At 59.9% G+C, this 23,724-nt stretch carries 24 protein-coding genes; 12 read left to right on the top strand and 12 right to left on the bottom strand.

The features are described from left to right. Window positions 1-4 precede the first annotated feature (4 nt). Window positions 5-1,327, bottom strand: a complete 1,323-nt coding sequence (gene yegQ / locus C5F70_RS13740; protein ID WP_046384037.1) for a tRNA 5-hydroxyuridine modification protein YegQ — start codon at window positions 1,325-1,327, stop codon at window positions 5-7. Window positions 1,328-1,487: 160 nt separating this feature from the next. Here yegQ and C5F70_RS13735 point away from each other — a divergent pair, with 160 nt between their 5' ends. Continuing rightward, window positions 1,488-2,555 carry an AI-2E family transporter gene (locus C5F70_RS13735; RefSeq protein ID WP_017847019.1) on the top strand — a complete coding sequence of 356 codons (1,068 nt, stop codon included), beginning with the start codon at window positions 1,488-1,490 and terminating at the stop codon, window positions 2,553-2,555. A gap of 3 nt (window positions 2,556-2,558) precedes the next feature. Here C5F70_RS13735 and C5F70_RS30815 read toward each other — a convergent pair whose 3' ends face one another. The 3 genes from C5F70_RS30815 to C5F70_RS13725 form a co-directional block, all read right to left on the bottom strand. Further along, the gene (locus C5F70_RS30815) at window positions 2,559-2,732 is read right to left on the bottom strand and encodes a hypothetical protein (RefSeq protein ID WP_017847020.1); all 174 of its coding nucleotides are present in this window, start codon (window positions 2,730-2,732) and stop codon (window positions 2,559-2,561) included. 91 nt (window positions 2,733-2,823) lie between these two features. Next, the gene (locus tag C5F70_RS13730) at window positions 2,824-3,018 is read right to left on the bottom strand and encodes a hypothetical protein (RefSeq protein WP_017847021.1); all 195 of its coding nucleotides are present in this window, start codon (window positions 3,016-3,018) and stop codon (window positions 2,824-2,826) included. 245 nt (window positions 3,019-3,263) lie between these two features. Beyond that, the gene (locus C5F70_RS13725) at window positions 3,264-3,617 is read right to left on the bottom strand and encodes a hypothetical protein (RefSeq protein ID WP_104903544.1); all 354 of its coding nucleotides are present in this window, start codon (window positions 3,615-3,617) and stop codon (window positions 3,264-3,266) included. Window positions 3,618-3,772: 155 nt separating this feature from the next. Between C5F70_RS13725 and C5F70_RS13720 the strand changes: the two genes are divergently transcribed. Beyond that, window positions 3,773-4,591, top strand: a complete 819-nt coding sequence (locus C5F70_RS13720; RefSeq protein WP_017847023.1) for a shikimate 5-dehydrogenase — start codon at window positions 3,773-3,775, stop codon at window positions 4,589-4,591. A 60-nt stretch (window positions 4,592-4,651) separates the two neighbouring features. On the opposite strand, the gene C5F70_RS13715 is transcribed toward C5F70_RS13720, so the two are convergent. Then, the gene (locus tag C5F70_RS13715) at window positions 4,652-5,302 is read right to left on the bottom strand and encodes a YceH family protein (protein ID WP_017847024.1); all 651 of its coding nucleotides are present in this window, start codon (window positions 5,300-5,302) and stop codon (window positions 4,652-4,654) included. 116 nt (window positions 5,303-5,418) lie between these two features. On the opposite strand from C5F70_RS13715, the gene C5F70_RS13710 reads away from it, so the two are divergent. Beyond that, complete coding sequence (locus C5F70_RS13710; RefSeq protein WP_017847025.1) at window positions 5,419-5,928, top strand: DUF1993 family protein; 510 nt, start codon at window positions 5,419-5,421, stop codon at window positions 5,926-5,928. A 61-nt stretch (window positions 5,929-5,989) separates the two neighbouring features. Here the strand turns inward: C5F70_RS13710 and C5F70_RS13705 are convergent, their stop codons facing one another. Then, on the bottom strand, window positions 5,990-7,972 hold the full coding sequence (locus C5F70_RS13705; RefSeq protein ID WP_017847026.1) for a 3'-5' exonuclease: 1,983 nt from the start codon (window positions 7,970-7,972) through the stop codon (window positions 5,990-5,992). Next, on the bottom strand, window positions 7,969-9,702 hold the full coding sequence (locus tag C5F70_RS13700; RefSeq protein ID WP_104903543.1) for a DEAD/DEAH box helicase: 1,734 nt from the start codon (window positions 9,700-9,702) through the stop codon (window positions 7,969-7,971). Before C5F70_RS13700 ends, C5F70_RS13705 begins: the two co-directional genes overlap by 4 nt. A gap of 296 nt (window positions 9,703-9,998) precedes the next feature. Here C5F70_RS13700 and C5F70_RS13695 point away from each other — a divergent pair. Further along, a protein-coding gene (locus tag C5F70_RS13695; protein WP_165933345.1) for an IS3 family transposase occupies window positions 9,999-11,221 on the top strand; the annotation gives its coding sequence in 2 pieces (ribosomal slippage) (window positions 9,999-10,350 and window positions 10,350-11,221; 1,224 coding nt in all). Between the two features lie 42 nt (window positions 11,222-11,263). Here C5F70_RS13695 and sstT read toward each other — a convergent pair. Continuing rightward, window positions 11,264-12,484: a serine/threonine transporter SstT gene (sstT, locus tag C5F70_RS13690; RefSeq protein WP_104903542.1), complete on the bottom strand. Its 1,221-nt coding sequence runs from the start codon at window positions 12,482-12,484 to the stop codon at window positions 11,264-11,266. A 230-nt stretch (window positions 12,485-12,714) separates the two neighbouring features. Between sstT and C5F70_RS13685 the strand changes: the two genes are divergently transcribed. Further along, window positions 12,715-13,869: an MFS transporter gene (locus C5F70_RS13685; RefSeq protein WP_046483161.1), complete on the top strand. Its 1,155-nt coding sequence runs from the start codon at window positions 12,715-12,717 to the stop codon at window positions 13,867-13,869. Between the two features lie 4 nt (window positions 13,870-13,873). On the opposite strand, the gene nhaR is transcribed toward C5F70_RS13685, so the two are convergent. After that, window positions 13,874-14,776, bottom strand: coding sequence for a transcriptional activator NhaR (gene nhaR / locus C5F70_RS13680; protein ID WP_017847030.1), 903 nt, complete (start codon window positions 14,774-14,776; stop codon window positions 13,874-13,876). A 134-nt stretch (window positions 14,777-14,910) separates the two neighbouring features. Between nhaR and C5F70_RS13675 the strand changes: the two genes are divergently transcribed. The 4 genes from C5F70_RS13675 to mnmH all read left to right on the top strand — a co-directional run bounded on the left by C5F70_RS13675 (window position 14,911) and on the right by mnmH (window position 18,174). Then, entirely contained in the window at window positions 14,911-15,162 is a 252-nt protein-coding gene (locus C5F70_RS13675; protein WP_017847031.1) for a hypothetical protein, read from the top strand. Window positions 15,163-15,190: 28 nt separating this feature from the next. Further along, a complete protein-coding gene (locus tag C5F70_RS13670; RefSeq protein WP_104903541.1) occupies window positions 15,191-15,940 on the top strand; it encodes a TerC family protein in 750 nt (249 codons plus the stop codon). A 96-nt stretch (window positions 15,941-16,036) separates the two neighbouring features. Beyond that, entirely contained in the window at window positions 16,037-17,071 is a 1,035-nt protein-coding gene (selD, locus tag C5F70_RS13665) for a selenide, water dikinase SelD (protein WP_046483157.1), read from the top strand. Further along, a complete protein-coding gene (gene mnmH / locus C5F70_RS13660; RefSeq protein WP_017847034.1) occupies window positions 17,071-18,174 on the top strand; it encodes a tRNA 2-selenouridine(34) synthase MnmH in 1,104 nt (367 codons plus the stop codon). Before selD ends, mnmH begins: the two co-directional genes overlap by 1 nt. Window positions 18,175-18,212: 38 nt before the next feature. Here mnmH and C5F70_RS13655 read toward each other — a convergent pair whose 3' ends face one another. Continuing rightward, a complete protein-coding gene (locus C5F70_RS13655; RefSeq protein WP_104904561.1) occupies window positions 18,213-19,268 on the bottom strand; it encodes a permease in 1,056 nt (351 codons plus the stop codon). 58 nt (window positions 19,269-19,326) lie between these two features. After that, window positions 19,327-20,028, bottom strand: coding sequence for a hypothetical protein (locus tag C5F70_RS13650; protein WP_026140035.1), 702 nt, complete (start codon window positions 20,026-20,028; stop codon window positions 19,327-19,329). Between the two features lie 248 nt (window positions 20,029-20,276). Between C5F70_RS13650 and C5F70_RS13645 the strand changes: the two genes are divergently transcribed. From C5F70_RS13645 to hemB, 3 genes are all read left to right on the top strand, one after another. After that, complete coding sequence (locus tag C5F70_RS13645) at window positions 20,277-20,975, top strand: glutathione S-transferase N-terminal domain-containing protein (protein WP_104903540.1); 699 nt, start codon at window positions 20,277-20,279, stop codon at window positions 20,973-20,975. Between the two features lie 4 nt (window positions 20,976-20,979). Then, window positions 20,980-21,822 (top strand): PhzF family phenazine biosynthesis protein, encoded by an 843-nt coding sequence (locus tag C5F70_RS13640; protein ID WP_102617822.1) that lies wholly within the window; start codon window positions 20,980-20,982, stop codon window positions 21,820-21,822. Between the two features lie 116 nt (window positions 21,823-21,938). After that, complete coding sequence (hemB, locus tag C5F70_RS13635; protein WP_017847039.1) at window positions 21,939-22,913, top strand: porphobilinogen synthase; 975 nt, start codon at window positions 21,939-21,941, stop codon at window positions 22,911-22,913. A 54-nt stretch (window positions 22,914-22,967) separates the two neighbouring features. On the opposite strand, the gene C5F70_RS13630 is transcribed toward hemB, so the two are convergent. Next, window positions 22,968-23,582, bottom strand: a complete 615-nt coding sequence (locus tag C5F70_RS13630; protein WP_017847040.1) for a LysE family translocator — start codon at window positions 23,580-23,582, stop codon at window positions 22,968-22,970. Window positions 23,583-23,724: the final 142 nt, after the last annotated feature.

The following is a 23,724-nucleotide window of genomic DNA, read 5'->3' as shown; positions in this document are numbered from 1 at the left end:
GGGGTTACTCGACGTCGCGCATCAACAGGCCGAAACGCAGATCCATCTGCGCCGGCAAGGGCACATACACCGTGTGCCCATCCCCCGGCGCCACCTCGATGGCTTCGCCCTTGGCGTTGTGCAGGGTGGCCAGGTCGAAGTGAAAGTTGCCGGCGGGGGTCATCAGTTCCAGGTGATTGCCCACCGCAAAGCGGTTCTTCACCTTGACCTCCGCCAGCTCGCCCCGGCGCTCGCCGGTCAATTCGCCGACGAACTGCTGACGTTCCGACACCGAACTGCCGTTCTGGTAGTTCTGGTACTCGTCGTGTACATGGCGACGCAGGAAACCTTCGGTGTAGCCGCGTTGGGCCAGTGACTCCAGGTTGGTCATCAGGTTGCGGTCAAATTCGCGACCGGCCACGGCGTCATCGATGGCCTGGCGATACACCTGGGTGGTGCGCGCGCAGTAGAAGTGGGACTTGGTGCGGCCTTCGATCTTCAACGAATGCACGCCCATGCGGGTCAGGCGCTCCACATGCTGCACCGCGCGCAGGTCCTTGGCGTTCATGATGTAGGTGCCGTGCTCGTCTTCGAAGGCGGGCATCTGTTCATCCGGGCGGTTGGCCTCCTGCAACAGGAACACCTGATCGGTCGGCGCGCCAATGCCCAGTGTGGGTTCCGGCTGATATTCCTGGACGATATCGCCGGTGGCGTTTTCCACCGCCGGCGTGGCCTGGTATTTCCAGCGGCAGGCGTTGGTGCAGGTGCCTTGGTTGGCGTCGCGCTTGTTCATATAGCCGGAGAGCAGGCAGCGCCCGGAATAGGCCATGCACAACGCGCCATGGACAAACACTTCCAGCTCCATGGCCGGCACTTGCTCGCGGATTTCGCCGATCTCTTCCAAGGACAATTCCCGCGACAGGATCACCCGGCAGATGCCCTGCTGTTGCCAGAATTCCACACTGGCCCAGTTCACGGTATTGGCCTGCACCGACAAGTGGATGGGCATCATCGGGAAGTGGCGACGCACCAGCATGATCAGCCCGGGGTCGGACATGATCAACGCATCCGGGCCCATGGCGATCACCGGGGCCAGGTCCTTGAGGAAGGTCTTCAGCTTGGCGTTGTGCGGCGCGATGTTGACCACCACGTAGAAACGCTTGCCCAGTGCATGGGCTTCCTCGATGCCCAGGGCCAGGTTGGCGTGGTCGAATTCGTTGTTGCGCACGCGCAGGCTGTAGCGCGGCTGGCCGGCGTATACCGCATCGGCGCCGTAGGCGAAGGCGTAGCGCATGTTTTTCAGGGTGCCGGCGGGGGCAAGCAGTTCGGGTGCAAGGACGAGAGACATGGGGAGTGGGGCCCAAAAGGCCGCGAGCGTAGCCGAACGCGTGCAGGGATTTATTGATCCAGGTCTACGCTTGCTGCAACAAAAAAGGCACTCCCGGGATTTGCGACGGACTAAGCACGTGGACGCAAGCGCGCGCCCGGCTTTTTGACCTGGATCGGACATGAATCAAACCAACCTGCAATTCAAGACTCTGCTGTTACTGCTGGCCCTGGTGACCGTTGCCTTTATCTGGATATTGCTGCCGTTTTACGGCGCGGTGTTCTGGGCGGTCATCCTGGGCATCATCTTTGCCCCGATGCAGCGGCGCCTGCAGGTGAAATCAGGCTGGAACCGCAACCTGACCTCCCTGGCCACCCTGACGGTGTGCCTGGTGATTGCGATTCTGCCGGTGATCATCACCAGCGCCTTGCTGGTGCAGGAGGGGGCCACGCTGTATAAAAATGTCGAAAGCGGCAAGCTGGACGTGGCCGGGTATATCGAACAGTTCAAGAACTTCCTGCCACCTTATTTTCAGCACCTTCTGGATCGCTTCGGCATGGGCAACCTGGAAAGTCTGCGCGAGAAAATCGTCAAGAGTGCGATGCAGGGCAGCCAGTTCTTCGCCAGTCAGGCGTTCAGCTTTGGCCAGGGCACGTTCGATTTCCTGGTGAGTTTTTTCATCATGCTATATCTGCTGTTTTTCCTGCTGCGTGACGGCCCGGAGCTGGTGCGAAAAGTCCGCACGGCGGTGCCGCTGGCCGAGCCGCAAAAGCGCCGCCTGCAACTCAAGTTCAACCGCGTGGTGCGCGCCACGGTCAAGGGCAACGTGCTGGTTGCCGTGACCCAAGGGGCGTTGGGCGGTTTGATCTTCTGGTTTCTGGACATTCCCAGCGCGTTGCTCTGGGCGGTGCTGATGGCGTTTTTGTCGCTGCTGCCGGCGGTGGGCGCGGGGATCGTGTGGGGGCCGGTGGCGGCGTACTTCCTGCTGAGCGGGGCGATCTGGCAAGGCGTGGTGCTGAGCCTGTTTGGTGTGTTCGTCATCGGCCTGGTGGATAACGTGCTGCGCCCGATTCTGGTGGGCAAGGACACCAAGATGCCGGACTACCTGATTCTGATCTCGACCCTGGGCGGCTTGTCGGTGTTCGGCCTCAACGGCTTTGTGATCGGGCCGCTGGTGGCGGCGTTGTTCATGTCCAGCTGGGCGTTGTTTGTCGAAAGCAAGCCGCGGCTCAAGTTGCCGTTGCCCTAGGCATCAGGCGCGCAGCCTGAAGGTTGCCGCTTGTTGCTCGGCAGCCGATAACGAGGTGAGCGGGCCGCTGACGGGTTCGCCATCGTGCATCAGGTACCAGCAGGCGAGTACACCCAGCTTGCGCAGGGGGGCAGGAACGGCGCTGCCGATGACGGACATGATCTGAATAGTGGGCATATGGACCTCCAATCGCTATGAGGGTCACCTTACGGGGTGCCAGCGTCGAGGAAAAATCACCCGGCTTGATAGTCGACATCAACGCCAGGCGTCACTCCACCACTTGATCGAGCATGTGTACCACTTCTTGCTCATTGAGCAGGCCTTTGCGCACCAGGCTTTCGGTCAGCAGCGCGAGGAATTTTGCGCTGCGGTGGCCTTCCAGGTGCTTGAGTTCGGTCAGTGCGCTGTAGACCTTGCTGGACGTACAGAGTCCGGCTACGTGGTGTGGGTTTTGCGTGGGCATGGTCAGCCGTCCTTGTTGTTATCGGGTTCAGAGGTGGGATAGTGAAAGTGAGTCGTGACACAAACATGACAGCGCGAGACCCGGTCGGGCAAGTAGACTTTCGGCTTCGATGATGTGGGATTACGACTCGGCCATTGTCCTTATAACGACCTTGGTACGATCAATCCGCACGATGTGCAATAAAACGCCATGCAAAAAAAGGCCCCGCGGGTGGGCGAGGCCGGTTCAGGCAGATCGGTTCAAGCTTACCAACCGCGGCCATAGTAGCCGTGGGGGTGGCCGTAATAGCCACGCGGTGGCCCGTAATACACCGGTGCCGGGCGGTAATAGACCTGTTGTTGCACATACACCGGCGGCGGTGGTGCGTAGTACACAGGCGGCGGTGCGGCGTAAACCGGTTGCGGTTGCACATACACCGGCTGCTGCACATAGACTTCACGGGGTTGGCTGGCAACCACGGAGCCTACGACGGCGGCGCCGACTAACGCACCCAAGACGGCCGGACCACCCCATCCACCACCGTGGGCGGAGGCTTGGCCTGCCATAGCGAGTGTACCGATAAGCAAGGCGATCTTGGGGATTTTACGAATCATGGTCATTCCTCGGTTAGCCCCTGCGCTTGTGGCCTGCAATCAATTGGCTCAAGTAATGTCGCGGGATACTTTTAAGACAACGTATTTCTGAAAAACAGCACGGCCGATTGGTAAAGGTTGTGTAAGGTCTGTACCGATTTGCTTACTTCAAGGAGTTACCCATGCAGATGCACCCCAACAAGGATACCCAACTGTGCATGTCACTGTCGGCGCGTCCCGGGAATTTCGGCCTGCGATTTCATAACCATTTGTATGAACAACTGGGTCTGAATTTCTACTATAAAGCCTTCAGCAGCCAGGATTTAGCCGGCGCGATCGGCGGTATCCGGGCGTTGGGGATTCGCGGTTGCGGGGTGTCGATGCCGTTCAAGGAGGCCAGTATTGCCCTGGTGGACGAACTGGACAGTTCGGTCAAAGCCATCGCGTCCCTGAACACCATCGTCAACACGGCCGGCCATCTCAAGGCCTACAACACCGACTACATCGCCATCGCGCAACTGTTGAAAAAGCATGCAGTGCCGACAGATTCGACCTTTGCCCTGCGCGGCAGCGGCGGCATGGCCAAAGCCGTGGCCAGTGCCCTGCGCGACGGCGGGTATGCCAATGGCGTGATCGTGGCGCGTAACGAAGCGGCGGGCAGGGCGCTGGCGCAGAGCCTGGGTTATCAATGGCAGGCGCAATTGGGCGATCTGCGCCCGCAGATGTTGATCAACGTCACGCCGATCGGCATGACCGGCGGGGCCGAGGCCGATCAGTTGGCTTTCGAGGCTGACGCGGTGGACCAGGCGCAGACTGTGTTCGATGTGGTGGCGATCCCGGCGGAAACACCGTTGATCGTGCGCGCACGTGCCCAAGGCAAGCGCGTGATCACCGGGCTGGAAGTGATCGCGATCCAGGCGCTGGAGCAGTTTGTGTTGTACACCGGGGTGCGGCCGACCCAGGAGCAGTTCGAAAACGCCGTCGCGTTTGCGCGAGGCTGAACAGCGCGGCCAATCAACTGTAGGAGCAGGCAAGCCGGCTCCTACAGGGGGTTGAGCGTGTCAGGCCTGTTCCAGCTGTGCCAGCCGTTCTTCGAGCGCGGCAATCCGCGCTTCCAGCTCTTCGATGCGCTCGACTGAGACCCCGCCGGCCCCGCGTTCCACCGGGTTGCCGCGCGCCGCGATAATCGCCTCGATATCCGCCGGGTCGCCCAGCGCGTGGGTATAGCGATCCTCGCGTTGCCCCGCCTGGCGCGGCACCAGCACGGCCAGCCCCCGCGCAATCAGGCGTTCCAACTGGTGTACGACCTGGTCGGCGTCTTCGAAGTCATGCATGCGCCCGCTGCGGGTCAGCAGTTCGTTGACCGTCTGCGGCCCACGCAGAAACAGCAGCCCGGTCAGGATCACCTGGGCCGGCACCAATTCCAGCGCCTTGTCGACCCGGTGTTCCCAGCGGTCGGCGCGGCTGCCCATGACCAGGCGGGTGAAACCCTGGCCTTCCAGCACGCGCAGGCTTTGGCCGACCTGGCCTTGACTGAGGTTCATCACCGGCTCGCGGCTGGTCTTCTGGTTGCACGCCAGCACCAGCGCGTTGAGGGTCAGGGGGTAGGTTTCCGGGTTGGTCGCCTGTTTTTCGATCAGGCAGCCCAGGATGCGGATTTCCGTGCTGTTCAGGCGCGGCTCAGGGGTGTCGGTATCGTGCTCAGCGGTCATCGCGCTTTCCCTATGCAGTGAACGCACTAGCCTAATCCTGAAAAAATAAAAGACAAGCGGCCGGCATGGCTATAATCGCTGCTGGTTCCAACCCAGCCCTTACCGATGAGACTGTCATGACTATTTCCCTGTACGCCGCTTCCGTCCCAGTCTTCAAGCAAATGCTCACCGCCCTGAGCGGTGTGCTGGACAAAGCCGAAGCCCACGCCACCGCGAAGAACATCGAACCCAACGCCTTGCTGCAAGCGCGCCTGTTCCCGGACATGTTCCAACTGGTGCGCCAGGTGCAGATCGCCGTCGACTTCGCCAAGGGCGTTTCCGCGCGCCTGGCCGAGATCGAAGTGCCGAAATATGAAGACAACGAGGTGACCTTCGCCGACCTGCAAGCGCTGATCGCCAAGGTCTTGGCGTTTATGGACAGCATCAAGCCCGAGCAAATCGACGGCAAAGAAGGCATCGAGATCATCACTCGCCCAGGCACGCCGAAAGAGAAGCGCTTCAGCGGCCAGTCCTACCTGCTGACCTACGGCCTGCCGCAGTTCTTCTTCCACGTCACCACCGCCTACGCGCTGTTGCGTCACAACGGTGTGGAAGTGGGCAAGCGTGATTACATGGGCGCTTTCTAAGCGCTTGAGCCTCCAGGGTCATTGTTTAAACAATGACCCTGGGTGTTTTGAGGGTGATATCTCATGTGTGTTCAAACAGCCCGGCGATTTTCTCCGGAAGCGGTGTTGACGAGATCAGCACCAGGCGTTGGCCTGCGCGAGTCATTGCCATGTAGAGCTTGCGAGCGTTTTGCTCAAGCTCGCTTTCGGTAACGCTGTGGCTTTGCACAGTGTTTCGCAGCAGCTTTTCCAGCCCGACCAGAAACACGGCATTAGCTTCCAGTCCGGTCGCGCTTTCTACCGTGGCGATCCGCAGACTTTCATCATGACCGGGCGCCGCGCGCTTATCGTTCATGTCCCAGATTCGGTCTACACCAAAACGCGTCTTCAGCGTTTTAACCAATAGCGCCTTGTCGATCCCTTTGCCGTACAGCAACAACATACCCGACAAAGACCATTCAGCGCTTTTCTGGTGAGCAGCAATTTCATTGCAGGTCTGTGCGATCGCATCCTGTGGGGAGTGCGACAAAACAAACAGCGGCGGCGTGCCCGTTGCCATTCCTTCGAAGTCCGGTTGCAGATAATCGTCCGGATCGGTTTGGGTGATTCCTGCCAGCATCTGATTGGCCGCGCTCAGGATTGCCTGGGTTGTGCGATACGATTTGCGCAGTTTTTTAGTCTTACCTGCCACATCAAGGCCGACGCGTTTCCAACTGAGGCGATTTTTCAGAAAGCCCTGATTCGGATCGGCACATAGAAACAACGTCCCCTCGGTTTTTTCCAGAGTGAGTTTGATCAATTGGAACCAAGAAGGTGCGAAGAACTGGGCCTCGTCCACCAGAATGTGCTGATAGACGTCTAGCGTGTCGTGGCAATTGGCCAGGCATAGATCACGGGACAGGGAGCTCCACAAGCGCAGGCCGGATTGTTTCAGCAGAGCGGTGGTTACGCGCTCGTAAAGTGCCCAGACCTGCTGTCGTTCCTCTTTTCGCAACGCAAAGCCCTGGCCAGCGCGTTCGACCTTGAAGTAATCAACCTCGTTGATGATCACTGTGTCGTTTATAAAATTGAATTCGTCGAGCAGTTGCTCGTTACCCGGCTTCAGGTCAGGGTATTCTATGTTCCGAAAGTGCTGGATAAGATCCAGGGTTTCTTTGTTGTAGCTGGGCATTTTCGGGGTTTCTTTGAACAGCGTCCTCCATTGCTTTGAGATCCAGCTCAGCGCTGTGATGATGGTGAGGTTGGCCGGTATTTCCCCATATACGCGTTGCAGGCGGTGCTTGAGATCTTTCACTACTGGGACGTTGTGGATCAGCATAAGCACCCGTTGGTCAGGAAACTTCCTGGCCAGGATAAGGGCGCGGTTGGCAGCGATGAGCGTTTTGCCACTGCCCGCTACACCATTGACCAGCCTTACAGAAAAGTCACCTGCCATTTCTGTCTGCTCATCCGGTAGCTCCAGATCAAGCTTGCTGGCCCACTCCTGCTGAACGTCCAGAAAGTAGCGTTGCGTCCGGGCACTATTGTCGCGGACGAACTGACGGCGCGTAGTACGGATTCCGGCTATTTCCGCCTCTGGGAAGTAATGGCCCATGATGGTCTGTCTGGCGTCCGTAGATAGGCCTTTAAGCAGTTTGGGCAGTTGCTCCGCGCCGGAGTCAATGAATGTCTTCTTTGACATCAACCATATGCCACGGCCTTCGCAATGCCTCGACCACAAAGCTTTACACTGATCCGAGTCGCAGCCCCACATCACTACCAGCTTGCGCATGGCAGGGATATCCGTCAGTGACTCGAATGTCGACAGCTTCTCCAACATCTGGCTGAATGCTGTTTGCTCTGCGGTTATAAACAACTGACTCGGATCTAGCGTGTCGAACTGCAGCTCGCATACCATCAGCGCCAGCCACTCAAGCTCATCGCGTTGCAGGAAGAAGTCTGGCGACCAGATGCCCTGCGTAATGCATTGGCGTACGACGTAATCACCCTCAAGCTTCTTGAGTACGCGCTTGCATTGCAATCGTGAGCCACTGCTGCGCTGCCATTCAGGTATGAACAGGGTCATCGCGCAAACTCGACTTTATGGCATTGGCTGATCAACTGGCGGTATTGCTCGGCCCAGACCTGTACGACATCGTTGGAGCAGGCAATCCCGCGAGTCAGTTCCGGGCCGATGATTATCAACTTGGTCATCGCACGAGTGATGGAAACGTTCAGGCGTTCGGGCTGGAAGAAAAACTCCCCTATTGCGCTGATAAAGGCCTCGTCGCCACTGGCCAGCGACAGAATGACCAACTCGCGCTCCTGACCTTGCATGCGCTCGACGGTATCGGCCACGACTGTATTGGCGGCATCACGACCGAACTGTTTCGCGAGTGCCTGGCGGATCGCGCGACCTTGAGCACGATAGGGTGTGACAATACCGATTTCGTGCAGTGGTAGTCCCAGTTCGTGCGCTTCTTTGCACAACTGGACGACGTACTTTGCGTCCGTCGGGTTTCGGTTCCTGGCCTTTACGTCTTGCGTAGCGATGAAAACTGCACAGGCTTGCGGATTGAGCGCTTCGCTGACGGCCTTCTGATGACCGACCATCAGCCGTCGGTTTTTGTTATGCCCCGCAGACTGTAATTGTCCGCTGTAGTACATCTGACTGGGCCACTCTGTCAGCCAGCGATTCATTCGGTAGGTTTCTTCCAGCATCACCGTGTGATCGGCGTCTTGGGCTGTCAGGCGCGCGAACACCGACATGGACTCCTTGGACAGAATCGAGCATGAAAGCAGCACAGGAGGTAGTTGTTTTTGGTCACCGATGAAAATGAATCGTTTGCCCTTGCGCATTGCCATCAAGGCGAGAGGCAGGGTGATCTGGCTGGCTTCGTCGAAGATGATGGTGTCGAAACTGTAATTGGCCAATGAGCTGCAAGTCGCAAAGGGTGTTGCGCCAATCACATAGCCTTGGCCTGCGTCAGGCATATGCTCCCAATTGGCTGGTTCGGCTTCCCAATCCACGCTCTTGTCGAGGTCTTCCCGGCGGCCGCCAACCTTGAGGGTCGGCACATTGCGCGCAGCGATCTTACTAAGGGCGTTGTTGATTGCCATATGCGTATGTGAAGTGATGAGCACGTGTTCGCCGCGTGCTACCAGCAGTTGAGCGATCAGGGCCAGCGCTCGGGTCTTTCCGGTACCCGGTGGGCCTTGAATGCAGGCAATCTGTTCCGCGCCCAAGGCAAGGCCCACGGCATACGCCTGTTTCTCGTTACAACCTTCTTCGAGCGCAGTTTGCTCGCCGTATTCAACGTCAGCGTCATTGAAGCTAATGTCCGGCGTATTGCCGAGCAGTGGCAAAATTGCGTTGTTGCCCAGTGAGTCATTTTCTATGTCTTGTAGGGCTTGAATGTACCTAGGGGTCAGATCAATGCCATCCGGGTCGGCGTAGCAGTGACCTTCCTGATAGTCATCCCAGACAAACATTGCCCGATCTGAGCTGAGCAGCCAGCGGTCATCCTCTTCCTTTTCGAACTTCATGCCCTGACACAATACTTGCCCCCGGGCATCGCCAAGGTGCAACCGCAGCAGGTCACCTGTGCGAAAGCGCGATTCGTTGTCGTCTAGGTGGGCCCACAGTTGTTTGGGATTTTCGCTGCGTTCAAGGCGAATAAAGCCCTGTGTCCACCCTTGCAACAGCTTGTCCTGCAAGGCACGTTCCCATATATCACCCAGTTTTTGCAGGTTGGCAGCCTGCTCTGCGTAAACGAATTCGTACAGTTTTTGAATCAGTGGATGCTGTCCAGGCATGGCGGTGAACAATCCTTATCGACCGAGGCTCATGCTGGCAGTGTTACATAATGTTTGTAGTGCGTGCGAGCCAGGGATTGCTCATCTGCACCGCTGATGAAGTTGCTACGAATACCGGCGATGTAACCTGGCTGAGCACCTGACTTCGTTTCGAGAGGGTGAGGCCCGGCCGTTACAGTGATGCATTTCAAAAAAGCCCGAGGTCGTTCTGCAGGGAACGGCCACGGGCGTTTTTTGTCATTTTGTCCCGTCCTGAATAAGGTTTACGCCTTCTGACCTATCTTCAGGAGGATTCAATGGATACGGGCAAAAGGCGCAGCCAGCGCGACTACACGTTAGCTTTTAAATTATCGGTCGTAGACCAAGTCGAAAAAGGCGAGTTAAGTTATAAAGAGGCTCAACGGCGCTTTGGCATTCAGGGCCGGTCCACGGTACTGGTTTGGTTACGCAAGCATGGCCGACAGGACTGGAGCCAAGGCGCATCAATTCGAGCGCCGCGGAGCAAGCCAATGACCGACCCCAACCTCCCGCTAACACCCGAACAGCGGATCAAAGAGCTTGAAGAGCAACTGGCACTGAGCAATCAGAAAGCCCAGTTCTTTGAGGCTGTCGTGAATGTCTTGAAAAATGACTACGGTGTTTCCATTGTAAAAAAGCGACCCGGCAAGTCCTCTCGCAAGGGCAAATCCAAGACCTGAGCATTACCAGGGCTTGCCTGTTCATGGGTATTTCGCGTCAAGCGTATTACAAACGCAATCGAGTTTTTGATGCCCGAGTCCGCCAGGACCAGGAAGTGGTGGACTTTGTTCTGGAAAAGCGTCGACGCCAACCCAGGCTAGGAACGCGCAAGCTGCATTACCTGATGAGCATTGAGGCTGGAGCGGCATTAAGTGTCGGCAGAGACCGCCTGTTTGCCATCTTGAGAGAGGCGCGAGCGCTCGTTCCACGCAAGCGGGCCTACCATAAAACCACTCATAGCCATCATCGTTTTCGCCGCCATCCAAACCTGCTCAAAGCAGGTCCGGAACAAGTCGTAGCCAGCAGGCCCGAACAGGTTTGGGTCGCAGACATTACCTATCTACCAACGCGGGAAAGTGTCGCCTACGTCAGCCTGATAACGGACGCGTACTCACGCAAGATCGTAGGTCATCATGTGCATGAAAGCCTGCATACGGAATCGGTGATCAAAGCGCTGCAGAAAGCGGTTAGCCAGCGAAGCTCCAAGGAGCCGCTTGTCCATCACTCAGACCGCGGCGCCCAATACTGCTCCGACTTATACCAGCGGATGCACATCAAGCACGGGATCAGGTGCTCAATGACCGACGGTTATGATTGTTATCAGAACGCGATGGCCGAGAGGATAAACGGGATTTTGAAAACTGAATTTTTGCTACATCGCCCCAAAGACTTGGCAGACGCAGTAAAGATGGTGGATGAGTCGGTGCGGATCTACAACGGGGAGCGACCGCATTTCTCCCTGAAATACAAAACGCCCGATGCGGTGCACCGGGCGTTTTGAGACTGAAATAGGTGTAAACCTATTTCAGGACTAGACATTTGTTTAAGTAGGCTGCTCTTCCTTGCCCAGGCACGCCGCCGCAGTAAACAGCACATCGGTGGACGAGTTGAGCGCGGTTTCCGCCGAGTCCTGCAACACACCGATGATGAAACCTACGGCCACCACCTGCATGGCGATATCGCTGGAGATGCCGAACAGGCTGCACGCCAGCGGGATCAGCAGCAGCGAACCGCCGGCCACGCCCGACGCACCGCACGCGCAAATGGCGGCGACTACGCTGAGCAGCACGGCGGTGGGCAGGTCTACGACGATGCCCAGGGTGTGTACGGCGGCCAGGGTCAACACGGTGATGGTGATCGCCGCCCCCGCCATGTTGATGGTGGCGCCCAGCGGGATCGACACCGAGTAGGTGTCTTCATGCAGGCCCAGGCGTTTGCTCAACGCCAGGTTCACCGGAATGTTCGCTGCCGAACTGCGGGTGAAGAATGCCGTGATGCCGCTTTCGCGCAGGCACAGCAATACCAGCGGGTAGGGGTTGCGGCGCAGTTTCCAGAATACGATGGCCGGGTTGACCACCAGCGCCACGAACAGCATGCAGCCGATCAGCACCACCAACAGGTGGGCGTAACCGAGCAGGGCGCCGAAGCCGGAGGTGGCCAGGGTCGAGGCCACCAGGCCGAAAATCCCCAGGGGCGCGAAGCGGATCACCACGCGCACGATCAAGGTCACGCCGTTGGACAGGTCATCGAGCACCGTGCGAGTGGTTTCGCCGGCATGGCGAATCGCGATGCCCATGCCGATGGCCCAGGCCAGAATGCCGATAAAGTTGGCGTTCATCAGCGCGCTCACCGGGTTGTCCACCACGCTCAGCAACAGGCTCTGCAACACCTCGCCGATGCCGCCGGGGGCGCTCACGGTGGCGTCGTGGGTGGCGAGCACCAGCGGCGAGGGAAACAGCGTGCTGGCGATCACTGCAACCACGGCGGCCGCGAAGGTGCCCAGCAGGTAGAGGAACAGGATCGGCTTGATGTGGGTTTCCTGGCCGTGTTTGTGGTTGGCGATCGACGCCATCACCAGCACGAACACCAGGATCGGCGCCACGGCCTTCAGCGCGGTGACAAACACTTTGCCAATGAAACCGGTGGCCCTGGCGGCGTCGGGCGACACGAAGGCGAGCAGAATGCCGGCGATCAGGCCGATGACGATTTGCGTGACCAGGCTGGCGCGCGTGAGTCGTTGGAAAAGGGAAGGGGCAGCAGTCATAAACGGTTGTCTCTGGTTTTTTTAGTAGGACGCAGCATTGCAGGTGGAGCGCGCTGTAGGAAGCGGGCGCGGAGTCTATCATGCTGTAGGAAATGTCCCTGTTGATGCGGCATTCCGTCACCCATTTGCGGCCAATTCGCACAGATCCTGTTAATATCGCCGTCTCTCATCTTTCTTCTTCGTCAGCGGGCCTCCGGGCTTTCGTTGATGTCGTCGTTTCTGGAGTTTTCATGCTGTTTCCCATCCTGCTGCTGTCGGCCGCCGGTTTTACCGTGCTGACCACAGAATTCATTATCGTCGGCCTGTTGCCGTCGATTGCCCGGGACCTGAATGTCAGCGTGTCCCAGGCCGGCCTGCTGGTGACGCTGTTTGCGTTCACCGTGGCGGCGTTCGGCCCGTTTCTCACGGCCTACTGCGCGCGGTTCCAGCGCAAGCGCCTGTTCATCACGATTTTGATCATGTTCGCCGTGGCCAATGGCGTGGCGGCGCTGGCGCCGAATATCTGGGTGATGTCCCTGGCGCGCTTGATTCCGGCGTTGGGCTTGCCGGTGTTCTGGGCGCTGGCCAGTGAAACGGCGGTGGACATCGTCGGCCCGGCATACGCCGGTCGCGCCATCGAGAAGATCGGCTTCGGGATCGTCTGCGCCACCGTCTTCGGCATTCCGGTGGGCACGTTGATTTCCGATATGTTCGGCTGGCGCAGCGCGTTTGCGGTCCTCGCGGTGATTGCCTTGGCCAAGGCGCTGCTGCTGTTTGTCTACCTGCCGGTGACACAGGCGAAGAACGCGCAGGTGACGTTGCGCTCGCAATTCAAGCTGTTGCGCAGCCCGTTGATGCAGGGGCATATCCTGCTGTCGATCCTGGTCTTCAGCGGCATGTTCACCGCCTACACCTACCTGGCCGACATCCTTGAGCGCCTGGCCGGCTTCGACGGCACGCTGGTCGGCTGGTGCCTGATGGGCTTTGGCGCAGTCGGGTTGATCGGCAACTCCCTGGGCGGCCGCGCGGTGGATCGCCACCCCTTGATTGCGTCGATGGTGTTCTGCGGGTTCATGATCGGCGGCATGGTCGCGTTGGTGCCGGCGATTCACTCCACCATCGGCCTGGCGGCGGCGATGGCCGTGTGGGGCGTGACCCAGGCGGCGATGTTCCTGGTCAGCCATGTGCGGCTGATGAAGGCTGCGCCGCATGCGCCGGCGTTTGCCGCGTCGCTGAATATTGCCGGTGGAAACCTCGGTATCGGTCTCGGCGCCTTGGTCGGTGGGCATGTGATCGACACCCTCGGCCTGGCCAGCCTGGGCCTGGCCGCGTCCGGGTTCATCCTGGTGTCGATGCTGCTGGCGCTGTGGCTGATGAGCGCCAAACCGCTGCCGACTGGCGCTTGAACCCTCAGGGCAGGGCGGTGAACAGTTCTCGCCTGGCGCCTTCGGTAATCGCCACGATGCCGGGGTGCTTGACCTTGCGTTCCACCGAAATCGCATAGAACGATTCGGTCACCGCCTCGGTCTGGCCAATCAGCGCGACGCCGTACTGGCGCACCACCTCATCGGCGATCACGCTGGGGGCGATAAAGATCCCGCTGCCGGATTGGCCGAATGCCTGCATCAAGGCACTGTCGTCGAACTCGCCGATGATCTTCGGTTGGATCTGTTGCTCGGCAAACCAGCGCAGCAAGCGGCTGCGCACCACGGTCTCTGCCCCCGGAATCAATAGCGGCGCGCCCTGTAAACACTGTGGGAAAACGCCGCGGTGTCGGTCAGCCAATGCTTGGGTAGCGAAAAAACTGATGCCGCATTCGCCCAACTTCTGGCTGTAGCCTTTGATGTCCAGATGCGTGGGCATGGGGCTGTCGGAAATCACCAGGTCGAGGCGCTGGATCGCCAGGTCGGCGAGCAGGCGTTCGAGTTTGTCTTCGCGGCAGGTGATGCGGATCGGCTCGCTGAGCTCCATGGTCGGCGCGATCAGCCGGTAGACGATGGATTTGGGCACCACATCCGCCACCCCGACGCGAAACAGAATCTGCTGCTCATTCGGCTGGGCGCGCAACATCGCCTCCAACTCGTTGCCGGTCTGGAACATCTGCTCGGCATAGGGCAACGCCTGGCGCCCGGCTTCGGTCAGCTCCAACTGACGGCCGACCCGCTGAAACAGGGCGATACCGAAGGTTTGCTCGAGCAGACTGATCTGCCCGCTGATGGTCTGGGGTGTGAGGTTCAGTTGCTCACAGGCGCGCACGATGCTGCCGGTCTTGGCCACCACCCAGAAGTAATGCAATTGTCGGTAATTGAGCATGCCGGACTACACTTCGTTAAAACCGAAGTATACGCGAGAAAAATACGAATTTTCCTGAAGTGTTCCCCTGCATAGAATGCATCGCTATCGAGGGGTCACTGTTTGGACCCAATGGTTCTAATGAGGAAAACATCATGAAACTCAATTCCCTGGGCGCGGCATCGTTGCTTGCGCTTTCATTAGTAGTGGTCAGCGGTTGTGATCAGGTCGAAAAAAGCGCACAGCAGGTGATGGGCAAGGCCAGCGAATCGGCCAAGCAAGTGATCGATGACACTCACAAGGCCGCCGAGCAGGCATTGAGTGAAGCGACCCAAGGCCTGATCAGTCCGCAGAAAAAAGACGATCAGCCGCAAAACGAGTCTGAATCGACGCGTAAAGAAGCCTAATTTCCCAGCACAACGTCAGGATTGATCTATGGACTACCTTGTACAACTGGCCGCCAGCCCTACCGCCTGGGTCGCACTGGCGACCTTGATCGTGATGGAAATCGTGCTGGGCATCGATAACCTGATCTTTATCTCGATCCTCACCAACAAATTGCCCGAGCAGCACCGGGCCAAGGCGCGGCGCATCGGCATCAGCATGGCGTTGGTGTTGCGCCTGGGCCTGTTGAGCACCATTGCGTTCATCGTGCAGTTGACCACGCCAGTGTTTGAGATCCTCGGCCAGGCGTTTTCGTGGAAGGACATGATCCTCATCGCCGGCGGCCTGTTCCTGGTCTGGAAGGCAACCACCGAGATCCATCAAAGCATGGACCCGGAGCCTGAAGAGAAGGCCAGCAGCGGCAATGCCGTGTCCATCGGCTTTGCTGCGGCCATCGGCCAGATCCTGATGCTCGACCTGGTGTTCTCCATCGACAGCATCATCACCGCCGTGGGCATGACCGAGCATTTGCCGATCATGATCGTTGCCGTGGTGACCTCGGTCATCGTGATGCTGGTGGCGGCTGATCCGCTGGCCAAGTTCATCCACGACAACCCAACCGTGGTGATGCTGGCCCTGGGCTTCCTGATCATGATCGGCATGACCCTGATCGCCGAAGGCTTCGGCGCCCATGTGCCAAAAGGCTACGTGTATGCGGCCATGGCGTTCTCGGCGGCAATCGAGTGCTTGAACATCGCCCGGCGCAACCGCCACAAGCGGTTGCTGGCCGCCCGCCAGTAATCGCAGCACCCCAAAAAGGCCGGCTGTGCTCGTAAGAGCCCCGCCGGCTTTTTGCCGTCTGTTAGAATCCGCGCACTTGATAGCTTGAGGTCCACCATGAACGAGCCGATTCGCCTTACCCAGTACAGCCATGGCGCGGGGTGTGGCTGCAAGATTTCGCCCCAGGTATTGGAAGTGATCCTCGCCGGCAGCGGCGCACAGAACCTTGACCCCAACCTGTGGGTGGGCAACGCCTCGCGGGACGATGCGGCGGTGTACGCCATCGACGACGAGCGCGGCGTGGTCTCCACCACTGATTTTTTCATGCCGATTGTCGATGACCCGTTCGACTTCGGCCGGATCGCGGCCACCAACGCGATCAGCGATATCTACGCCATGGGCGGCGACCCGTTGATGGCCATCGCCATTCTGGGCTGGCCAGTGAATGTCCTGGCGCCTGAGGTTGCCCGCGAAGTGATCCGTGGCGGCCGCTCGGTGTGCGACGAGGCCGGCATTCCCCTGGCCGGTGGCCACTCCATCGATGCGCCGGAGCCCATCTTCGGCCTGGCCGTGACCGGCATCGTGCAAAAGCGCCATATGAAGCGCAACGACACCGCCACCGTCGGCTGCCGTTTGTACCTGACCAAGCCCCTGGGCATCGGCATCCTGACCACTGCCGAAAAGAAGGGCAAATTGCGCGAGGCGGATATCGGCCTGGCTCGTGACTGGATGTGTACCCTCAACAAGCCTGGCAGCCGCTTCGGCAAACTGGCCGGCGTCACGGCAATGACCGACGTCACCGGCTTCGGGCTTTTGGGCCACTTGGTGGAAATGGCTGACGGCAGCGGCGTGACGGCACGCATCGAATACGACAAAGTCCCACGCCTGCCTGGGATCGAGGACTACCTGGACCAGGGCTGCATGCCGGGCGGCACCTTGCGCAACTTCGACAGCTACGCGAGCAAGCTCGGGCGCCTGCAGGAGCTGCACAAGCGTGTGCTGTGTGACCCGCAGACCAGCGGCGGCCTGCTGATCGCCGTTACGCCCGCGGGCGACGCCGAGTTTCACACGGTCGCCAGCGAACTGGGCCTGACCCTTGAGCCCATCGGTGAATTGGTTGAGCGACAGACCCACGCGGTAGAGGTGTTTTGATGGCGACTGACATCACCGACTACCGCGACATCTTCCTCAACGACCGGCCGATGATGGATACCCGCGCGCCGGTCGAGTTCGCCAAGGGCGCGTTCCCGGGCGTGGTCAACCTGCCACTGATGACCGATGACGAGCGTCAGCGGGTCGGCACGTGCTACAAACAGCAGGGCCAGCAAGCGGCTATCGTGCTCGGGCACGAACTGGTGTCCGGGGCGATCAAGGCCGGGCGTATCGAGCAATGGGCGCGGTTCGCCCAGGCCAATCCCGACGGCTACCTGTACTGCTTTCGTGGCGGGCTGCGCTCGCAGATCGTGCAGCAATGGCTGAAAACCGAAGCCGGTATCGAGTACCCCCGTGTCGGCGGCGGCTACAAAGCCATGCGTGGTTTTTTGCTGGAGACCGTCGAACAGGCAGTCGCCGAGTGTGATTTCGTGTTGCTGGGCGGCATGACCGGCACTGGCAAGACCGAAGTGCTCGGCCAACTGCGCAACGCCCTGGACCTGGAGGGCCACGCCAACCATCGCGGTTCCAGCTTCGGCAAGCGGGCCACGGTGCAACCGTCCAACATCGACTTCGAGAACCGCCTGGCGGTGGACCTGCTGAAAAAACGCGCGGGCGGCGTCGAGCAGTTTGTGGTCGAGGATGAGAGCCGCATGATCGGCAGTTGTGCGCTGCCGTTGCCGTTGCACAAGGGCATGCAGACCTTTGCGATGGTGTGGCTGGAAGACACTGTCGAAGGCCGGGTTGAACGTATCCTGCGCGATTACGTGGTCGACCTTTGCGCCGAATTCATCGCGGTATTTGGCGAAACCGGCTACGTCCTGTTTGGCGAGCGCCTGACCCAGAGCCTGGCCAATATCCACAAGCGCCTGGGCGGCGAGCGTTTCCAGCGGTTGCAGGCGATTCTGCAGGACGCCCTGGCGGAACAGACCCGCAGCGGCGCTGTGGACCTGCACCGGGTGTGGATCGAAGGGTTGCTGCGCGAGTACTACGACCCGATGTACGCCTTCCAGCGTGAAAGCAAAGGCGCGCGCATCGAGTTTGTCGGGGAGCAGGCAGCGGTGGTGGAGTATTTGCGCGAGCGTGGTGCGTTGCGAGGTTGATGCTTGCCTGCAATAAGGCCCTCAACCCCGCCTGCCACTTACAGAATCGCCGCTCCAATCAAGCCGCAGACCACGCCTACCAGCATGGTCAAGCCGGCCACGGTGACCAGCACCCGCGCGTCGAAATCCTTGCGCAACATCAGCAGCGACGGCAGGCTCACGCTCGGCAGGGTCATCAACAGGGCCACAGCCGGGCCGCTGCCCATGCCCAGCGTCATCATGGTTTGTACGATAGGAATCTCCGCGGCGGTTGGAATCACGAACAGCGTGCCGACAATCGCCAGCGGCACCAGCCACAGCAGGCTGTCGGCCATCGCCCCATCCACATGGGGAAACAGCCAGACCCGCGCCGCGCCCAACACCAGCACTGCCAGGATATACACCGGGATCGTGCTCCAGAACAGTTGCCACAGGGTGCGCAACCAGTGGCTGAAAAACGGTTGCGACTCGATCACGCTGGCCTCGGCCACCGCGCCCAGCGCCGCTTCCGGCACTTGTTCCGGGCGCGCGATGCGCTGGGCCACCAGGGACACGCCCACCACCAGCACAATCCCCGCCACCAGCCTTAACGCCGTGAAGCCCCAGCCCAGCACAAACCCCATGAATACCAGGGTGGCCGGGTTCAGCACCGGGTTGGCGATCCAGAACGCCAGCGCCGCGCCCACCGACACTTGCTGCCGGCGCATGCCTGCCGCCACCGGTGCCGCGCAGCAACTGCACATCATTCCGGGCAGCGCGAACAGCCCGCCGCGCAGGGTCGAACCCAGCCCGGCACGCCCGAACAGGCGCAGCAGCCAGTCGCGGGGGATCAACACTTGCAGCAACGAGCCCAAGATCACCGCCAAAACGGCGGCTTTCCAGATCGCCAGGAAATACACCTGGGCGTAGGCCAGCGCCGCGGCCAGTGGCGAGGTTTGCTGGTCATTGAGAATCGACGCGCCGATGCTGTGGTTGTCGGCGGCGACAAATGCCTTGAAGTAGTAGGGCGACCACTTCACGTAGTAGAGGCCGATGCAGGCGACCAGCAGGAACAGCGCTGGTTTCCACCAGAACGACCAGCCCCGGTTGGGCTGGGTGGAGACGAGGTTGGACATGGTGTTGATCCGCAGATGAGTCAATAGCCGCGCATCATACGCCGCTATCGCCCATCCTTCAGATATCTGCGCTGATCTGCGTCGCCGGTGGGCAGGTTTGTTCGCCGTTGTTCAGGCCCTGCTTGTAGTTGCGGCTCAGCAGCGAGGCCTTGCCGTTATGCCAGGTGAGCGTCAACACATACAACGTGTCGTAGTCATTGCCGGACCAGTCTTGGGTGATGGTGTGCTTTTCGCCCACCGCTTCGCTGGCCACCTTGTTGATCAATTCCGGCAAATAGCCGTGGGACCAGGCGGTGTAGATGATGGCGTTGTGGTACTTGTTTTCCACCAGTTCGTCGGCGAGGGCGCTGGTGTCATTCGCCGAAAACGTGATGTTCACCGGCAAGCCGAGCTTGATCGCGCTGGGGCTGATGGTCATCAGTGGGCGAATGTAGCTGTAGGAATTATCTTTTTCGCCTTCCTCGACATTGCGCGTCGGGTTGGCGGCGAAGACGAAGTTGGCCTTGCCGAACTTTTCCGGCAGCACGGTAGCCAGGTTCATCGCACGGTTCAGGCCCTGGCAATTGAGTTGTCCCAGGCCGCCGACGGGTTTTTCGCCGTGGCGCAGGAACACCAGGGTTTGCACGCCGTCCACCGATTCGGCGCGGCTGATGCGCGATTGCAGGGTCAGGTCGAGGGCGCCGCCGACCAGCAACAGCGGTAATATGATGTATGAATATCGTTTGAGGCGTTGCGCAAGGCACAGAGGCTTTATTGTCATTGGGTTCGAGTCTTCAGTGCATCGGATTAAGGCGGACAAGCCCGGCCCCAGTGACACACGCGGCGTCCTGCGGGTTCCGTGTCTTATTAGCAGGGTGCCTCCATTCACCGTTCAGCGCACTTAAGAGTCCACTCGGCCACTTTGGTTCGCTCGTGGGGGAGAGTAGCGAGGGCATGTTGCGCAATGATGACCCATGCAGGATGCCGGGCAGATGATTATCATGGGGGTTTTCGCCGAGGGATATCCCGATGAATTCACTCGCCGCTTTCCCGATCAACCGTAAATGGCCCGCCCAGCATCCGGAGCGTCTGCAACTGTATTCGCTGCCCACGCCCAACGGGGTAAAAGTCTCGATCATGCTCGAAGAGCTGGGCCTGCCCTATGAGGCGCACAAGGTCAGCTTCGAGACCCAGGACCAGCTGTCGCCCGAGTTCCTGTCGCTGAACCCCAACAACAAGATTCCCGCGATCATCGACCCCAACGGCCCCAGCGGTCAGCCGTTGGCGCTGTTCGAGTCCGGTGCGATCCTGCTGTACCTGGCGGAAAAAACCAGCCAGTTGCTTTCCGAAGACCCGGCGACACGTTATGAAACCATTCAGTGGCTGATGTTCCAGATGTCCGGCATCGGCCCGATGTTTGGCCAGGTGGGGTTCTTCAACAAGTTCGCCGGCAAGGCCTACGAAGACAAGCGCCCGCGTGACCGCTACGTCGCCGAGTCGCGGCGCTTGCTGGAAGTCTTGGAAAAACGCCTGCTGGGCCGCACCTGGATCATGGGCGATGACTACAGCATCGCGGACATCGCGACGTTTCCGTGGATCCGTAACCTGATCGGTTTCTACGAATCCGGTGACTTGGTCGGCATCGCCGATTTCCCCAATGTGCTGCGCGCGCTGGACGGCTTTGTCGCACGTCCGGCAGTGATCCGTGGCCTGAACATTCCGAGCTGAGCCCATGCCGACTTTCGATTTCAAACAACTGGATGTCTTCAGCAATGTGTCGCTCAAAGGCAACCCGCTGGCGGTAGTGCTGGGGGCCGACAGCCTCAACGAGCAACAGATGGCCGACTTCGCCAAGTGGACCAACCTCAGCGAAACCACGTTTTTACTCACGCCCCGCGATCCACGGGCTGACTACCGGGTAAGAATCTTCACCACCTTGCAGGAACTGCCGTTCGCCGGGCACCCGACGCTGGGCAGTTGCCATGCATGGTTGCAGGCCGGTGGCATTGCGCGAGGGGAGGAAATTATCCAGGAGTGCGAAATCGGCCTGGTGCGTATCCGTCGCCAAGGCGATGAGCTGGCGTTCATCGCGCCGCCGTTGTTGCGCTCGGGCCCGCTGGAGGCGGCGTTGCTGGAGCGCGTGCGGCTGGGGTTGGGCCTGGCGCCGGAGGCTATTGTGCGCAGTCAGTGGGTGGACAACGGCGCGGGTTGGCTGGCGGTGATGCTGGCCGACCGCCAGGCGGTGCTCGATCTGCAGCCCGATTACTCGCAGTTGCTCGGTCTGGCGGTGGGCGTGATTGCCCCCTGCGATCCCGAACGCGACGCTGTAGACACGCACTTTGAAGTGCGCGCGTTCATCGCCGGCGACGGGTCCCCGGAAGACCCGGCCACCGGCAGCTTGAATGCCGGGGTGGCCCAATGGCTGTTGGACGAAGGACTGGCACCGAACTGTTACCTGGTCAGCCAGGGCACGGCCATGGGGCGCGCGGGGCGTATCCGCATCGAGCGCCAGGGCGATGAGATCTGGGTCGGCGGTGCCGTGGCGGTGTGCATCGAAGGGCGTCTACAGCTCTAGATCAATGCAATTGTTGTGGGCCTTGCCATAAACTATTGCCTGCCTGGCATTTGCGCTGCCGGGGTCGGGGGGCATACGCTTTCGCCCCAACGTTTTTAGCCTTATTCAGGACAGCCATGACCAGCCAGTTCCCTCAAGCCCGCCCACGCCGTCTGCGCCGCTCCCCGGAGTTGCGTAGCTTGTTCCAGGAAACCGAGTTCACCCTCAACGATCTGGTGCTGCCGATTTTCGTCGAAGAAGAAATTGACGACTTCGTACCGATCACCAGCATGCCGGGTGTGTTGCGCATCCCTGAGAAAAAGCTGGCCGGGGAAATCGAGCGCTATGCCCGCGCCGGGATCAAATCGGTGATGACCTTTGGCGTGTCCCACCACCTGGACGCCAGTGGCAGCGACACCTGGAAGGAGCGCGGCCTGGTCTCGCGCATGTCCTCGATCATCAAGGACGCCGTGCCGGAAATGATCGTGATGTCCGACACCTGTTTCTGCGAATACACCGATCATGGCCATTGCGGTGTGATGCATGGCGCCCATGTCGACAACGACGCGACCTTGGTCAACCTCGGCAAGCAAGCCGTGGCGGCGGCCCGTGCCGGTGCCGATGTGATCGCGCCGTCGGCGGCGATGGACGGCCAGGTTCAGGCGATTCGCCGGGCGTTGGATGACGCCGGTTTTACCCATATTCCGATCATGGCCTACTCCACCAAATTCGCTTCGGCCCTCTACGGCCCGTTCCGTGAAGCGGGTGGCAGCGCGCTCAAGGGCGACCGCAAAAGCTATCAGATGAACCCGATGAACCGCCGCGAAGCCGTGCGTGAATCGCTGCTGGACGAGCAGGAAGGCGCGGATGCGCTGATGGTCAAACCGGCCGGTGCCTACCTCGACATCATCCGCGACATCCGCGAAGCCTCGCGCCTGCCGGTGGCGGCGTATCAGGTCAGCGGCGAGTACGCGATGATCAAATTCGGTGCCCAGGCAGGCGCGATCGATGAGGACCGCGTGGTGCGGGAAACCCTGGGTTCGATCAAGCGCGCCGGCGCGGACCTGATCTTCACTTACTTCGCCATGGACCTGGCGCTGGCAGGGATCTAAAGCGCTCAACCTGTGGGGCGGGTAAGCCCTCCCCACAGTGGGTTGCAGCGTTTTTCAGCGCTGTGCGAGCGCCAGGTTCAAGCCCAACCCCGCAAAGGCCGCCGCAAAACTGCGTCGCAGCCAGTTCTGTACCCGTGGTGACTCGATCACTGCGCGGCGAAACACATTGGCCAGCAGGCCATACACCACAAACACCGCAAACGTCATGGCCATGAACACGCCGCTCAGCACCAGCATTTGCAAGGCCGGCGCCGTGCTGGCCGGTGTGACGAACTGAGGCAGGAAGGCCAGGAAGAAAATCGTCAGCTTGGGGTTGAGAATATTCAGCAAAAAACCGCGCAGCATCAGGCCACGGGCCGTGGTTGCCGTTGGTGTGTCATTCACCGCGAAGGCCGAACGATCGCGCCACGTGGCGTAGGCCAGGTACAGCAAGTAGGCGGCTCCGGCGAATTTCAGCGCTTCGAATGCCAATGCGCTGGTGTGCAGCAGGGCGGAAAGGCCGAGTATGGATGCCAATAAGTGCGGGATGATCCCGGCGGTACAGCCCAGCGCGGCGAACACGCTGGCGCGCTTGCCGGCCATGAGGCCCGTGGACACGGTAAAGATCACGCCGGTGCCGGGAATCAGTACAACGATCAGGCAGGTGATGAAAAAGTTCATGCTGAGCATGGCATTCAAACGCCTTGTACGAATGGTCGATGAAAGATCCTGTCATATTCGCATCGCGTAGGCGAGGGGGCACAGGGCGAACCCGCGTTAGACTTATCGGTCGATATCTGCACCCCCGGCCCATCGCCCTTCAAGGAAGTCC

Source organism: Pseudomonas sp. LH1G9, assembly GCF_002949975.1.
GTDB lineage: Bacteria > Pseudomonadota > Gammaproteobacteria > Pseudomonadales > Pseudomonadaceae > Aquipseudomonas > Aquipseudomonas veronii.
The sequence above is the reverse complement of the archived record's forward strand: the minus strand, read 5'-3'. Positions and strand labels throughout refer to the sequence as shown.